General features: G+C 70.2%; 13 protein-coding genes. 8 read left to right on the top strand and 5 right to left on the bottom strand.

Annotated features, from left to right (window positions below; translation table 11 throughout):
- Positions 1-72: 72 nt before the first annotated feature.
- The gene (locus tag BLU79_RS14160; RefSeq protein ID WP_093906099.1) at positions 73-1,116 is read left to right on the top strand and encodes a hypothetical protein; all 1,044 of its coding nucleotides are present in this window, start codon (positions 73-75) and stop codon (positions 1,114-1,116) included.
- Positions 1,117-1,145: 29 nt separating this feature from the next.
- Here the strand turns inward: BLU79_RS14160 and BLU79_RS14165 are convergent, their stop codons facing one another.
- Positions 1,146-1,628, bottom strand: a complete 483-nt coding sequence (locus BLU79_RS14165; protein ID WP_093906100.1) for a DUF6328 family protein — start codon at positions 1,626-1,628, stop codon at positions 1,146-1,148.
- An 85-nt stretch (positions 1,629-1,713) separates the two neighbouring features.
- Positions 1,714-2,697: an aldo/keto reductase gene (locus BLU79_RS14170; protein WP_093906101.1), complete on the bottom strand. Its 984-nt coding sequence runs from the start codon at positions 2,695-2,697 to the stop codon at positions 1,714-1,716.
- A gap of 137 nt (positions 2,698-2,834) precedes the next feature.
- Between BLU79_RS14170 and BLU79_RS14175 the strand changes: the two genes are divergently transcribed.
- A complete protein-coding gene (locus tag BLU79_RS14175) occupies positions 2,835-4,526 on the top strand; it encodes a cholesterol oxidase substrate-binding domain-containing protein (protein WP_093906102.1) in 1,692 nt (563 codons plus the stop codon).
- 7 nt (positions 4,527-4,533) lie between these two features.
- On the opposite strand, the gene BLU79_RS14180 is transcribed toward BLU79_RS14175, so the two are convergent.
- The gene (locus tag BLU79_RS14180; RefSeq protein ID WP_093906103.1) at positions 4,534-5,763 is read right to left on the bottom strand and encodes an FAD-dependent monooxygenase; all 1,230 of its coding nucleotides are present in this window, start codon (positions 5,761-5,763) and stop codon (positions 4,534-4,536) included.
- Positions 5,764-6,105: 342 nt separating this feature from the next.
- On the opposite strand from BLU79_RS14180, the gene BLU79_RS14185 reads away from it, so the two are divergent.
- Together BLU79_RS14185 and BLU79_RS14190 are read left to right on the top strand one after the other, a co-directional pair.
- A complete protein-coding gene (locus tag BLU79_RS14185; protein ID WP_093906104.1) occupies positions 6,106-6,480 on the top strand; it encodes an apotyrosinase chaperone MelC1 in 375 nt (124 codons plus the stop codon).
- A gap of 34 nt (positions 6,481-6,514) precedes the next feature.
- Complete coding sequence (locus BLU79_RS14190) at positions 6,515-7,339, top strand: tyrosinase MelC2 (RefSeq protein WP_093906105.1); 825 nt, start codon at positions 6,515-6,517, stop codon at positions 7,337-7,339.
- Between the two features lie 22 nt (positions 7,340-7,361).
- On the opposite strand, the gene BLU79_RS14195 is transcribed toward BLU79_RS14190, so the two are convergent.
- Together BLU79_RS14195 and BLU79_RS14200 are read right to left on the bottom strand one after the other, a co-directional pair.
- Positions 7,362-8,042, bottom strand: a complete 681-nt coding sequence (locus tag BLU79_RS14195) for a ribonuclease H family protein (protein WP_093906106.1) — start codon at positions 8,040-8,042, stop codon at positions 7,362-7,364.
- A 47-nt stretch (positions 8,043-8,089) separates the two neighbouring features.
- Positions 8,090-8,893 (bottom strand): VOC family protein, encoded by an 804-nt coding sequence (locus tag BLU79_RS14200; protein ID WP_093906107.1) that lies wholly within the window; start codon positions 8,891-8,893, stop codon positions 8,090-8,092.
- 151 nt (positions 8,894-9,044) lie between these two features.
- Here BLU79_RS14200 and BLU79_RS14205 point away from each other — a divergent pair, with 151 nt between their 5' ends.
- From BLU79_RS14205 to BLU79_RS14220, 4 genes are all read left to right on the top strand, one after another.
- Positions 9,045-10,052 carry a zinc-binding alcohol dehydrogenase family protein gene (locus BLU79_RS14205; RefSeq protein WP_218137778.1) on the top strand — a complete coding sequence of 336 codons (1,008 nt, stop codon included), beginning with the start codon at positions 9,045-9,047 and terminating at the stop codon, positions 10,050-10,052.
- 189 nt (positions 10,053-10,241) lie between these two features.
- Entirely contained in the window at positions 10,242-11,684 is a 1,443-nt protein-coding gene (locus tag BLU79_RS14210; protein ID WP_093906109.1) for a family 2B encapsulin nanocompartment shell protein, read from the top strand.
- A 16-nt stretch (positions 11,685-11,700) separates the two neighbouring features.
- On the top strand, positions 11,701-12,747 hold the full coding sequence (locus tag BLU79_RS14215) for a family 2 encapsulin nanocompartment cargo protein terpene cyclase (RefSeq protein ID WP_093906110.1): 1,047 nt from the start codon (positions 11,701-11,703) through the stop codon (positions 12,745-12,747).
- A 50-nt stretch (positions 12,748-12,797) separates the two neighbouring features.
- A complete protein-coding gene (locus BLU79_RS14220; RefSeq protein ID WP_093906461.1) occupies positions 12,798-13,676 on the top strand; it encodes a geranyl diphosphate 2-C-methyltransferase in 879 nt (292 codons plus the stop codon).
- The last annotated feature ends 32 nt before the right edge of the window (positions 13,677-13,708 follow it).

Raw genomic sequence — 13,708 nt, forward strand, 5'->3', positions numbered from 1 at the left:
TCTGCACATGTGCGGTCCGAGCACCCCTGTCCCCATGTGCCGTCCGATCAGCCCTGCTCAGGAGAGTCATCCGTGACCCTTGCGTTCGTCCCGCCCGAGACGTCCCCCGCTCCCCCGGCCCCGCTGTCCGACCTCGTCGCGCGGGACGCGCGCGAGTTCGGGGTCTACGCGCGGACCGGAGGGTGGACCTTCGGCCTGATGGTGGCGCGCAGCGTGCGCCCCGGTGGCCAGGGCGCGGACGAGACGGCGAAGGTGTCCGCGAAGGAGTTCGCCGAACTCGCCGGGTGCTCCCCGGAGCGCGTCATGCGCTACTACAAGGCCTGGGACCGGGCCGCCGACGACGGCCTCGTGCCGCACTTCGAGGCGCTCGCGCCGGGCCAGGAGGTGGAGCTGCCGGACGCCGACGTGTGGCTCAGCTACTACGTCTCCCGCAACAGCGCCACCTCCGAGCGCGGCACCGCCATCACCGAGGCAGCCGAGGCCGAGGGCATCCGCCCGACGAAGGCCCTGGAGGTCGCCGAGAACCCCACCGCGCTGCGTGCGGCCATCCTCGCCGACCCCTCCACCGCCCGTGCGGCCCGCCAGGCGCTGCTCGACCGGGTCCGCGAAGACCCGGATCTGCAGGCCGAGTTGGCGCGGGACGTCGTACGCACCGACGACCTGAAGAAGGCTGTCGCCACCGAGAGCCGGTCGGCCGACCGGATCGGTTACGTCCGCCAGATCGCCGAGTCCGGCCAGATCAAGACGCCCGCCGGGCAGACCGTCGACGCGCCCGTGGATCTGCGCCAGGAAGCCGAGCGGCATCTGTCGCTCATCGACGAGCTGGAGGAGGACGAGGACACCGGTGAGTGGGCCACGGAGGCCTACGACACGATGAAGTCGCTCGTCGTCGAGGCCGTGGAGGCCGACCCCGAGCTGCGGGTGCAGGAGCGGCGGACGAAGTTCTACAGCAGCCTGCAGAAGGCGACGAAGGTCTTCGAGGAGCTGACCTTCGACGATGTGCAGGAGTTCGTCGAGGACGACATGGTCCAGCAGTTGGAGGAACTTCAGCAGGCCATCGCCACGGCCATCGCGGCTCTGCGCGGCACGCGGGAAGGCGCGGCACGACAGGAGTAGCCGCGCTCACTCCACCGACGCGCCACCGCTCACTCTGTGTAGCGGCGGCGTGTCCACAGAGGCAGCACGAACCAGCACACCACGTACCAGACGACCACGCCCGCGACCAGCCAGGGCACAAGGTCGTCGTCCATGGCGACCCGCAGGATCAGCAGCAGCGCGGACGCCATCGTGGCCAGCAGCAGGACCAGGCCGACGGAGGTCAGCCGGGAGGCCCAGTCCACGGCCTGCGGTTTGATGCGCCGCCCCGACACCACGCGGTGCAGGGACACAGGACCGATCAGGGCACCGGTGGCGGCGGCGCCCAGGATGACCGTCACGATGTAGATGGTCTGGTCCGTGTCGTCGAGGGTGTCGTACTTGGTGGTGAAGACGACGGTGAGCAGGAAGCCGAAGAGGATCTGGACGCCCGTCTGGGCCACCCGGACCTCCTGGATGAGTTCGAGCCATCTGCGGTCGGCCCGCTCTTCCTCTGTTTCGTCGCGTCCCGTCCGCTCTTCCTGCTCCGTCATGTGGTCCGGGTAACCAGGGCGCGAAAAACTCAAACGGCGCGGCTCCGGGAGCGGCGGGTTGGCCACCCCCGGAGCCGTGCCGCGTCTACCAGCGGTTTTCCACCTGTTCCTTGATCCGCCGGTCGTAGAGGTCCTGGATCGCGGCGAGCGTCTCGTCGGACAGGTCGGGCAGCGCGGCGGCGGCCGCGTTCGCGCGGGCCTGCTCCGGCGAACGGGCGCCCGGGATCACGGTGGTCACGCCCGGCTGCTGGATGATCCAGCGCAGCGCCAGCTGCGCGGGCGTGAAGCCTTCGGGGGCGAGGGCGGCGAACTCGACGGCCGCCTCCACGCCGGACTCGTAGTCGACGCCGGAGAAGGTCTCGCCCTGGTCGAAGGACTCGCCGTGCCGGTTGTAGGTGCGGTGGTCGTTGGCGGGGAAGACGGTGTCCTTGGTGTACTTGCCCGACAGCAGGCCGGAGGCCAGCGGGACGCGGGCGATGATGCCGACGCCCGCCTCCTGGGCGGCGGGCAGCACCTCGCGCAGGGGCTTCATACGGAACGCGTTGAGGATGATCTGCACACTGGCCACGCCCGGCCGGGCGATCGCGGCCAGCGCCTCCTCGCAGGTCTCCACGCTGACGCCGTAGGCCGCGATGCGCTCCTCCTCGACGAGGGTGTCCAGGGCGTCGAACACCTCGTCCGTCGAGTAGACCGGCGTCGGCGGGCAGTGCAGCTGGACCAGGTCGAGGCGGTCCACGCCGAGGTCGCGCCGGGAACGGTCGTTCCAGGCACGGAAGTTGTCGAGAACGTAGTTCTCGGGGATCTGGTCGACGCGGCGGCCCATCTTGGTCGCCACGAAGATGTCCAGCTCGGGCCTGCCGCGCAGGAAGGCGGCGATGGTCTGCTCGCTGCGTCCGTCGCCGTACACGTCGGCCGTGTCGAAGAAGGTCACCCCCGACTCGACCGCCGCGTCCAGCACGGCGAGGGCTTCCTTGTCGTCGACGTCTCCCCAGTCGGCGCCCAGCTGCCATGTCCCGAGACCGACGACGGAGGCCCGCCGTCCCAACCTGCCGATTACACGCTCGTCCATGGCGTCAGTGTGTCATTCGTCATGCGCATGCGCGGAACGGGCCCCTCCGCGCCGCTACCTGTGAATCATTCACTCACACGAGTGAACAGGTAGTACGCGCGAGTGGTTACCGCCGAGCCGGTCCCTAGCGTGAGCCCATGATCGACGAGTTCAGCCGCAGGGGCTTCCTGCGCACCGCCGCCGCCCTGGCCACCGTGCCGATCCTGCTCCCGGCGGATCCGGCCGTCGCGGCACAGGAGTTACCGGACTTCCCCTCGGATGTGGCGCTGTACCGCTCGGCGTACCGCAACTGGGTCGGGGAGATCACCGCCGACGGGCTGTGGGCCTGCGCACCGGCCGGCCCGGACCAGGTGGTCGCCGCCGTCAACTGGGCCTGGCGGCACGGCTGGCGGGTACGCGCCCGGGGTGCCTCGCACGGCTGGTCACCCCTGACGATCACGCCGGGCACGCCGTCGGACACGCCGGTCCTGCTCGTCGACACCGCCCCTCACCTCACCGGCCTGTCCCTGGAGTCCCCGGACTCCGTACGGGCCGGCGCCGGCGTCACCACGGAGGCCCTGCTCAGCTACCTGGAGGAGCGCGGCCTCGGCGTCACCGCCGCTCCCGCGCCCGGCAACCTCACCCTGGGCGGGGCCCTGGCCATCGACGCGCACGGCACCGCCGTACCGGCGCGCGGCGAACAGCGGCTCACCGGGCACACGTACGGCTCGCTCAGCAATCTCGTGTTGTCGCTGACGGCGGTCGTCTGGGACGAGGCCAGTGGCGCGTACGTGCTGCGCACCTACGACCGTGCCGAGGCTGACTGCGCGGCGCTCCTCACCCATCTCGGCCGCTCCCTGGTCACGGAGGTCGTGCTGCGTGTGGGCGCGAACACCAACCTGCGCTGTGTGAGCCGTACGGACATCCCGGCCGGCGAGCTCTTCGCCGCGCCCGGCACGGAGGGGCGCACCTTCGAGAGTTTCCTGGACCGGGCCGGGCGGGTCGAGGTGATCTGGTTCGCCTTCACCGAGTTGCCCTGGCTGAAGGTGTGGAGCGTCTCCCCGGACCGGCCGCTGACCTCGCGGCAGGTGAGGAAGCCGTACAACTACCCGTTCTCCGACAGCGTGCCGCGCCCGGTGGCGGATCTGGTCGGGCGCATGGTGTCGGACGGGGCCTGGTATCTGGCGCCGGTGCTGGGCAACGCGCAGTACGACGTGGCCGCGCTCGGGCTGGTGGCGACACTGTCGGCGGACATCTGGGGGCCGTCCAAGAACACGCTGCTGTACCTGCGGCCGACGACGTTGAGGATCGCCACCAACGGTTGCGCGGTACTGACGAGCCGGGCCCAAGTGCAGCGCGTGGTCGCCGAGTTCACCACCTTCTACCGGGAGCGGCTCTCGGCGTACGCGGCGCAGGGACGGTTCCCGGTCAACGGCTCGGTGGAGATCCGGGTGACCGGCCTCGACCATGCGGCGGACGTCGGCCTGGAGGGTGCGCGGACGCCGCTGCTGTCGGCGCTCCGGCCGCACGAGGACCGGCCCGAGTGGGACACGGCCGTGTGGCTGAACATCCTGACGCTGCCCGGGACGCCGTACGCGGAGGCGTTCCTGCGCGAAATCGAGCAGTTCGTGCTCGACACGTTCGACGGCGGTTACGCCAGGTCCCGGGTCGAGTGGTCGAAGGGCTGGGCCTACACCGACGAGGCCGCCTGGAGCGACGACGAGATGCTGGATTCGGTCGTGCCCGGCAGTTTCGGTGAGGACGGCTGGCGCGAGGCCTCGGGAGTGCTGGACCGGCTGGATCCCCACGGGGTGTTCGGTAACGCCTTCCTCGACCGGTTGTTCGGCTGAGGCTCGGCTACTTCCGGGATGCCCTCGCCTGCACGGCGCGCGCGACCTTCGGTCCGAGCCGGCGCTTGAGGCGACGCAGCACTTCCAGTTGCCCGGCCGCTCTGTCGATCCGGTAGTACAGCCGGGGCGGAAGGTGGGGCAGCAGGGGTGAGTGGCGCTGGCCGAGGAGGGCGAACATCTGGTGCGGGGGCAGGTCGATGTAGCGGGGCAGGTTCTCGTACCAGCGGGCGCTGTAGCGGGCCGCGCTCTGGATGGACAACAGGGCCTGCTTGCGCTCCCGTTCGTAGCGGGCGAGCGCCTGCGGGAGGGCGAGATGCTGGTGCAGGGCGTCGGCGAGGGCGACGGCGTCCTCCAGCGCGAGGGTGGTGCCGGCGCCGATGGAGTAGTGGGTGGTGTGGGCGGCGTCGCCGAGCAGGACGAGGTTGTCGCGGTGCCAGGTGCGATTGGTGAGGGTGCGGAAGGTCTGCCACTGCGCACTGCCGTCGGCGCCGGAGCGGCCGATGACGGGGTGGCCGTCGAGGACGTCGACGAAGAGCTTCTCCAACAGGGCCGTTGCGTCGGCCTCGTTCGCGGTGTCGAGGCCGAGTCCGGTCCAGGTCTCAGGAGCGCATTCGACCACGCAGGTGCCGGCCTCGGGGCCGTAGCCGTAGCCGTAGCACCAGATCCAGCCGTGCTCGGTCTCGACGAAGGCGAAGGTGAAGGCGTCGAAGACCTTGCTGGTACCGAGCCAGACATAGGGGTTGCGGCCGGTGCTGATCTCGGTGCCGAAGTGGTCGGCGTGCCGGGAGCGCAGGGCGCTGTGGACTCCGTCGCCCGCCACGACCAGGTCGGCTGCGGGCAGGTTCTCCGGTGTGATCCGGTGCTCGAACTCCAGCCGGACGCCCAGCGAACGGGCGCGGGCGGCGAGGATCTCCAGCAGCCGGTGGCGACCGATGCCGCGCCCTTCGTCGCCGGGCCGCCGGGTCGTCAGTGCCGGTGAGGCCCTCAGGTCCCGTACGTGGGCGACGCCCTCGCTCCAGCGGACCGAGCTCTCGCCGATGGCTCGGGCCGACTCGGGGTCGTACTCGTGGAGCGTGTCGAGCAGGTCGCGCCAGTAGGTGACGCCCCAGCCATAGGTGGCGCCCTCCGGGTCGCGTTCGTGGACGGTGATCTCGTGAGACGGGTCCCGCAGCTTCAGCAGGATCGAGAGATACAGGCCGGCGGGCCCGCCGCCGACGCAGGCGACCTTCACACACACCCCTAGAAGTTACCCATATAGGTCATTTCGGATCCGCAGGGTAGCAGGGCGGACACCTCGCATCGCGACGTTCCGGATCGCGCCAGTTTCAGCAGGTGACACAGACCACCGGCGCCACAGCCGCCCGCGAAGGAGCACCCGAAACGCGGCCTCCACGGGAAGGAATTCCCCGTTCCGGTGACCCCAGGGCCTCATGCAAAGCAAGATCATCTTCGTTCAATCTTGCATGACATGTGGTCACTTGTCCGGATCGGAGCCAACCACTCCCGACCGATTTCTCCCTCTCTCATCCAGCCAGATAGGCATGCGGAGTCGTCCATCGAACGAACCCAGGAGGTCCATATGCCGGAACTCAGCCGTCGCCGTGCGCTCACCGCCGCGGCCGCCCTCGCGACCGTGGCGGGTGTCCAGACGATCGCCGCACCCGGCGGTTCCACCGCCGGGCACGACGACCACCACTCCCCGACGTCCTTCGACGAGGTCTACAAGGGCCGCCGGATACAGGGCCGGCCGGTCTCTGGCGGAGGTCACCAGCATCACGGCGGCGGATACGCCGTGTTCGTCGACGAGGTGGAGCTGCATGTGATGCGCAACGCCGACGGCAGCTGGATCAGCGTCGTCAGTCACTACGACCCGGTGCCCACCCCGCGCGCCGCCGCCCGCGCCGCCGTCGACGAGCTGCAGGGCGCGGCCCTTCTCCCGTTCCCCGCCAACTGACCTGCCGTAACAGCACTTTGGAGCACCCGCGACCATGACCGTCCGCAAGAACCAGGCCCAGCTGACCGCCGACGAGAAGCGGCGGTTCGTCGCCGCCGTCCTGGAGTTGAAGCGCAGCGGCCGTTACGACGAGTTCGTCACGACGCACAACGCCTTCATCGTCGGCGACACCGACAACGGGGAGCGCACCGGCCACCGTTCACCGTCCTTCCTGCCCTGGCACCGAAGATTCCTGCTCGATTTCGAGCGCGCTCTGCAGGAGGTGGACGCCTCGGTCGCGCTGCCGTACTGGGACTGGAGCACCGACCGCTCCATACGGTCCTCGCTGTGGGCGCCCGACTTCCTCGGCGGCACCGGGCGCAGCCTCGACGGACGGGTGACGGACGGGCCGTTCGCCGCGTCGACCGGCAACTGGCCGATCAACGTGCGCGTCGACGGCCGTACCTTTCTGCGCCGCTCACTCGGCGCCGCCGTGCGCGAGCTGCCGACACGGGCGGAGGTGGAGTCGGTGCTCGCCATGGCGACGTACGACATGGCGCCCTGGAACAGCGCGTCGGACGGCTTCCGCAACCACCTGGAGGGCTGGCGGGGTGTGAACCTGCACAACCGGGTCCATGTGTGGGTCGGCGGGCAGATGGCCACCGGTGTGTCGCCCAACGACCCGGTGTTCTGGCTGCACCACGCCTACATCGACAAGCTGTGGGCGGACTGGCAGCGGCGGCACCCCGGCTCCGGCTATGTGCCGGCGGCCGGGACACCGAACGTGGTCGATCTGGGCGACACGATGAAGCCGTGGAACGACGTGCGTCCCGCCGATCTGCTCGACCACACCGCGCACTACACCTTCGACGCGGCCTGAGGCGCCGTCCGGCCCGGCTCGGTCAGGCTTCGGCGGTACGGCAGTCGGGGTGGCCCCAGCCCTGGGTGTTCTTGGCGATGGGCTCCCCCGCCGCGTAGCCACGGCCGCAGAGGCAGCGGCCGGGGAACTTGGCCTTGATGGTGCGCGAGGAGCTGCCGTTCTTCCGGGGCGCCGCGGCCTTGCGGCGCGGGGCCTTGGCCGACGGGGTGTCCGGGGAGGGCGGCGGCTCAGGGGAGCCGAGGCCGCTGCCCGCGGGCTCCTGCACACCGGCCGCCTGGCTGGCCGCGCGGTCGGCGAAGTCGTTCAGCCGGTCGCCGTCGACCTGGTGGGCGGGGACGTAGCGGAACTCGACCGTGCGGCCGGCGAGCAGTTCGTCGATGCGCACGACCAGGTCCTGGTTGGCGACCGGCTTGCCTGCGGCCGTCTTCCAGCCGTTGCGCTTCCAGTTCGGCAGCCAGGTGGTGACGGCCTTCATGGCGTACTGGGAGTCCATCCGGATCTCCAGCGGTACGTCCGGGTCGGTCGACGCCAGCAGGCGTTCCAGCGCGGTGAGTTCCGCGACGTTGTTGGTGGCCTTGCCGAGCGGGCCCGCCTCCCAGCGGACCGGGGTCTCCTTCTCGTCGGCCACGACCCAGGCCCAGCCCGCCGGCCCGGGGTTTCCCTTCGAAGCCCCGTCGCACGCGGCCACTACTCGTTCACGCATGGGCCGATCATGCCATGGGCGGGCCGGGTGCCCGGTCGCGGAGTCGGTCAGGGGATGTCGCCGAGCCTCGGCATCTCGCCCTCGGTCGTACCGGTGTCGATCACCGAGAAGTTCGCGCCCTGCGGGTCGCTCAGCGCGGCGAACCGGCCGAACGGGCTGCTCATCGGGCCGAAGCGCAGGATGCCGCCGAGCTTGGTGGCCTTGGCGACGGCGTCGTCGCAGTCGGGGACGTTGAAGTAGACGTTGACGTACGGCGGGACCTCGGGCGGGAACTCCTCGGTCATCTTCATCCGGCCCAGGGCCATGGTGTCCTTGCCGAGGGTGTAGACACGGAAGTCGATCGCGTCGTCCTCCATGTTCTGCTGCCCGTAGCCGAAGACGGCGGGGAAGAAGGTGTCGGACTTCTCCGGTGTGCGGGTGAAGATCTCCGCCCAGCAGAACGCACCGGTGTCTTCCATGGCCGTCTCGAAGCCCTCGTGGGTCCCGCCCTGCCACACGCCGAAGACGACGCCGCCGGGGTCGCGGGCCAGGCACATGCTGCCGAAGTCGCCGACCGCCATCGGCTCCATCAGGATCTCACCGCCGTTGTCGCGGATCTTGGCGGCGGTGGCGGCGACGTCGGGTGAGGCGAAGTAGAGGCACCACTGCGACATGCCCTCCTGGCCCGGCATCGGCGGGACCACCGCGGCGGCCGCCTTGCCGTTCGCGTAGGCCTGGGTGTAGTTGCCGTACTCCGACGACGCCTCCCCGAACGTCCAGCCGAGGACGTCGCCGTAGAAGCTCTTGGCTCCATCGACGTCGCTGAACATCGCGTCGGCCCAGATGGGGGTTCCTTCAGGTTTCACGGCCATGACTGCGGCCCTCTCCCGGATCGGTGAGTTGTCCCGAATCTCACGCTAGTCACCCGGCAGTCCGGCCGCGCGCCGAATGCCTGCTTCCGTTCCAGACTGGGGGCAGACGGCTGCCGGTCGAAGGACGGGGCTGGGTATGGCGGACAGAACGATGCACGCGTGGTCGGTGGTCGAGCCGGGCCCGGTCGAGACGGCACCGCTCCGACTGGTCGAGAAGCCGGTCCCGGTGCCGGACGACGACGAGCTGCTGGTCCGGGTGCGGACGTGCGGGGTGTGCCGTACGGATCTGCATGTCACCGAGGGGGATCTGCCGGTGCACCGGCCGGGTGTCACACCCGGGCACGAGGTCGTCGGCGCGGTGGCCGGGTTCGGGGCGGCGGTGCGCGGCTTCGACGTCGGGGAGCGGGTGGGGGTGGCCTGGCTGCGACGCACCGACGGCACCTGCGCCTACTGTGCGCGCGGCGCCGAGAACCTGTGCCCGGCCTCGCGGTACACGGGCTGGGACGCGGACGGCGGTTACGCGCCGTACACGACCGTACCGGCCGCGTTCGCCTACCGGTTGCCCGGCGATCTCGACGACGTGACGCTCGCTCCGCTGCTGTGCGCCGGGATCATCGGCTACCGCGCGCTGCGACGGGCGGCGCTCCCCGCGGGCGGGCGACTCGGGCTGTACGGCTTCGGAGGCAGCGCCCACCTGTGCGCGCAGGTGGCGATAGCCGAGGGCGCCACCGTGCACGTGCTGACGCGGGGCGCGGCGGGGCGCAAGCTCGCGCTGGAGCTGGGGGCGGCCTCCGCGCGCGACTCCGCGGAGATGCCGCCCGAGCCGTTGGACGGCGCGATCCTGTTCGCGCCGGTCGGCGATCTGGTCCCGGTGGCGCTGCGGGCCCTCGACCGGGGCGGGACACTGGCGATCGCGGGCATCCACCTCAGCGACATCCCGGTACTGCGCTACGAGAGCGAGCTCTTCTACGAGAAGCAGCTGCGCAGCGTCACCTCCAACACACGTGAGGACGGCCGTGAGTTCCTGGCGCTCGCGGCCGAGCACGCCGTACAGGCCACCACACACCCCTATCCGCTGTCGCGGGCCGACGAGGCACTGCGGGATCTGAAGGCGGGCCGGTTCGACGGGGCGGCGGTGCTGGTGAACGACCTGTCCTGAGACGGCCGCGCGGGCGCGCGGAGGCACGGGAGGGGAGCGGGATCACCCACGGTGCGTCTTCTGCCTCATACGGCAGGTTTGCACCTCCGGCGCCTGAAACCGCCCCTTTCACGCCCTGATCATGAAGCCACCACGGCTGTTTGGCTGGTGCCCGCGCTCGCCCAGCCCGCTCACCTCCCTGGAGGGAAATTGTCCACACCGGACAGCGCCACCGGTCCCGCCGTCGACGAACCCGACCCCGCACCGAATTCAGACGGCTCGCTCACCAGTCTCAGCACCCAGGCGGCCCGACAGCTCGCCACCACCACCAAGTCCGAACCCCAGATGCAGGCCATCAGCTCGCGCTGGCTGCTGCGGATGCTGCCCTGGGTGGACGTCAAGGGCGGCACCTACCGGGTCAACCGGCGTCTGCAGCTGCGCGTGGGACGCGGCCGGGTGCAGTTCGACCACAACGGCGCCTACGACATCAAGGTCATCCCCGAGACCCTCACCGAACTGCCGGTCCTGCGCGGCTACGCCGACATCGACGTCCTCCGGGAGATCGCCACCCGGTTCCGGGTCCGGGAGGTGCGCGCCGGACAGGTACTCGTCGAGGCCGGCCAGCCCGTCACGGAGACCTACCTCGTCGTGCACGGCCGCTTCACCCGCTTCGCGGAGGGCAAGTACGGCGAGGAGGAGATCCTCGGGGTCGTCACCGACGGCGACCAGATCGGCGACGAGGCCATCGGCCAGCCCGACCCGCTGTGGCTGAGGTCGGTGCGGGCCGAGACGGCCGGCGTGCTGCTCACCCTGGACTGGAGCGTCGTCCGGGAGTTCACCGACCGGGTGCCGTCCCTCGCGGCGCATCTGGAGGCCTACGCCGCGCAGCAGAGCCTGCCCATGAACCGCAAGGGCGAGGCCGACGTACCGGTGCAGGCGGGCCATGTCGGGGAGCCGACCATCGGCGGCGGCTACGTCGACTACGACCTCGCCCCGCGCGAGTACGAACTGTCGCTCACCCAGACCGTGCTGCGTGTGCACACCAGGGTCGCCGATCTCTACAACAACCCGATGAACCAGACCGAGCAGCAACTGCGGCTGACGGTCGAGGAGATCCGCGAACGCCAGGAGTGGGAGCTGGTCAACAACCGGGAGTTCGGGCTGCTGCACAACGTCGACTACGGGCAGCGCATCAGTACCTTCACCGGGCCGCCGACCCCGGACGACATGGACGAACTGCTGTCGATGCGCCGTAAGACGAAGATGTTCATCGCCCATCCGAAGGCGATCGCGGCGTTCTTCCGGCAGTGCAACCGGCGCGGCCTGGTGCCCGGTACGGCAAGCGTCGAAGGGCACGAGATCCCCGCCTGGCGGGGTGTCCCGATCTTTCCCTGCAACAAGATCCCGGTCAGCCCGCAGCACACCAGCAGCATCATCGCGCTGCGCACCGGGGAGGGCGACCAGGGGGCCGTCGGGCTGTACCAGACCGGGATCCCGGAGGAGCACCAGCCCGGCCTGAACGTGCGGTTCATGGGCATCGACGCCAACTCGATCATCCGCTACCTCGTCACCGCCTACTACTCGATGGCGATCCTCGTCCCCGACGCGGTCGGGATCCTCGAGAACGCCCAGATCGGCCGGACGGCCGAGTGACCGTGTGGAGCACGCCATGAGCACGTCGTCCTCCGCCTCGCTGCCGGGCCCGCCGAATCTGGCGAGCAGCCTGCGCGCCCGGCGTGGTGGGGCGATCCCGGGGCTGCGGTACCGGCAGGTCGCGCCCGCCGACCCGGAGAAGGCCGCGGAGGTCGACCGCCGGCTGGAGGACTGGGCCCGGCACCTCGATCTGTTCCCCGAGGCGTGGAAGGGGGACTTCTCGGGATTCCAGTTCGGCCGGGCGGTGGTGCTCCAGCATCCGGAGGCGGCCGATCTGGAGCGGCTGACCGTCGCCGGTGAGCTGCTGCTCGCCGAGAACGTCGTCGACTCCTGCTACTGCGAGGAGGACGAGGGCCGGGGCGGTGCGCGCCGGGGCCTCGGGGGCCGGCTGATCATGGCCCAGTCGGCGATCGACCCGTACCACGGCGTTCCCGAGCTGGAGGAGGAGTGGCGCGAGGGGGTGCGGGCCGACGGTCCACTGCGCTCGTACCACTTCGCCCTGCAGGACTACGCCGCCTTCGCCACGCCCAGCCAGACCGACCGCTTCGTGCACGACATCGCCCGGCTGCACCTGGGCTATCTGGCCGAGGCCGCGTGGGCGGAGACCCGGTTCGTACCGCGGGTCTGGGAGTACCTGGTGATGCGGCAGTTCAACAACTTCCGTCCCTGTCTGTCGATCGTGGACGCCGTGGACGGCTACGAACTGCCCGAGGCCGTCTACGCCCGGCCCGAGATCCAGCGGATCACGGCGCTCGCCTGCAACGCCACCACGATCGTCAACGACCTGTACTCCTTCACCAAGGAGCTGGCCAGCGACCCCACGCACCTCAATCTGCCGCAGGTCATCGCCGCGAACGAACGGTGCGGGCTGAAGGCCGCCTATCTGAAGGCCGTCGAGATCCACAACCGCATCATGGAGGCCTTCGAGGAGGAGTCCGCCCTGCTGTCCGCCACCTCACCCCTCGTGGAGCGCTACGCGCAGGGGCTGTCCGACTGGGTGGCCGGCAACCACGAGTGGCACGCCACCAACACCCACCGCTATCACCTGCCCAACTACTGGTAGAGCGCGACTGAATGACAGACCGTCACATGGACCAGCACGAGGAGTCACCGTTGACCATCGCCCCCGAAGCCGGCACCACGCGCGTCCCGGTGCCGTCCCAGTCCACGTACCAGACCCGCGTCGCGGACTACTGGAACGCCGAGGAGAACCCGGTCAACCTCGAACTCGGAAAGATCGACGACCTGTACCACCATCACTACGGCATCGGCGACGCCGACCGCTCCGTGCTCGACGAACCCGACCCCGGTCTGCGCCGGGAGCGCCTCACCGCGGAGCTGCACCGGCTGGAACACGCCCAGGCCGAACTGCTCGCCGAACGCCTCGGCCCGCTGTCCCCCACCGACCGGGTCTTCGACGCCGGCTGCGGACGCGGCGGCGGCAGTGTCGTGGCCCATCTGCGCCACGGCTGCGAGGCCGACGGGGTCACCCTCTCGGCCAAGCAGGCCGAGTTCGCGAACGAGCAGGCCCGCAAGCGGGGCATCGACGACCGGGTGCGCTACCACTGCCGCAACATGCTCGACACGGGGCTGCCGTCCGGGGCCTTCGCGGCCTCGTGGAACAACGAGTCCACCATGTACGTCGAGCTCGACCTGCTGTTCGCCGAGCACTCCCGGCTGCTGCGCCGCGGTGGCCGCTACGTGACCATCACCGGCTGCTACAACGACACCTATGGACGCGCCTCGCGCGAGGTGTCCCTCATCAACGCCCACTACATCTGCGACATCCACCCGCGCTCGGCGTACTTCCGCGCCATGGCCCGCAATCGGCTCGTCCCGGTCCATGTGCAGGACCTGACGGAGGCGACCATCCCCTACTGGGAGCTGCGGCGCGAGGCCGATCACCTGGTGACGGGCATCGAGGAGACCTTCCTGTCCGCGTACCGCAACGGCAGCTTCCAGTACCTGCTGATCGCGGCGGACCGCGTCTGAACGACCGTCGGGCTCGTGTCGGCCACGGTCGC

This window comes from Streptomyces sp. cf386 (assembly GCF_900103585.1).
Taxonomy (GTDB): domain Bacteria; phylum Actinomycetota; class Actinomycetes; order Streptomycetales; family Streptomycetaceae; genus Streptomyces.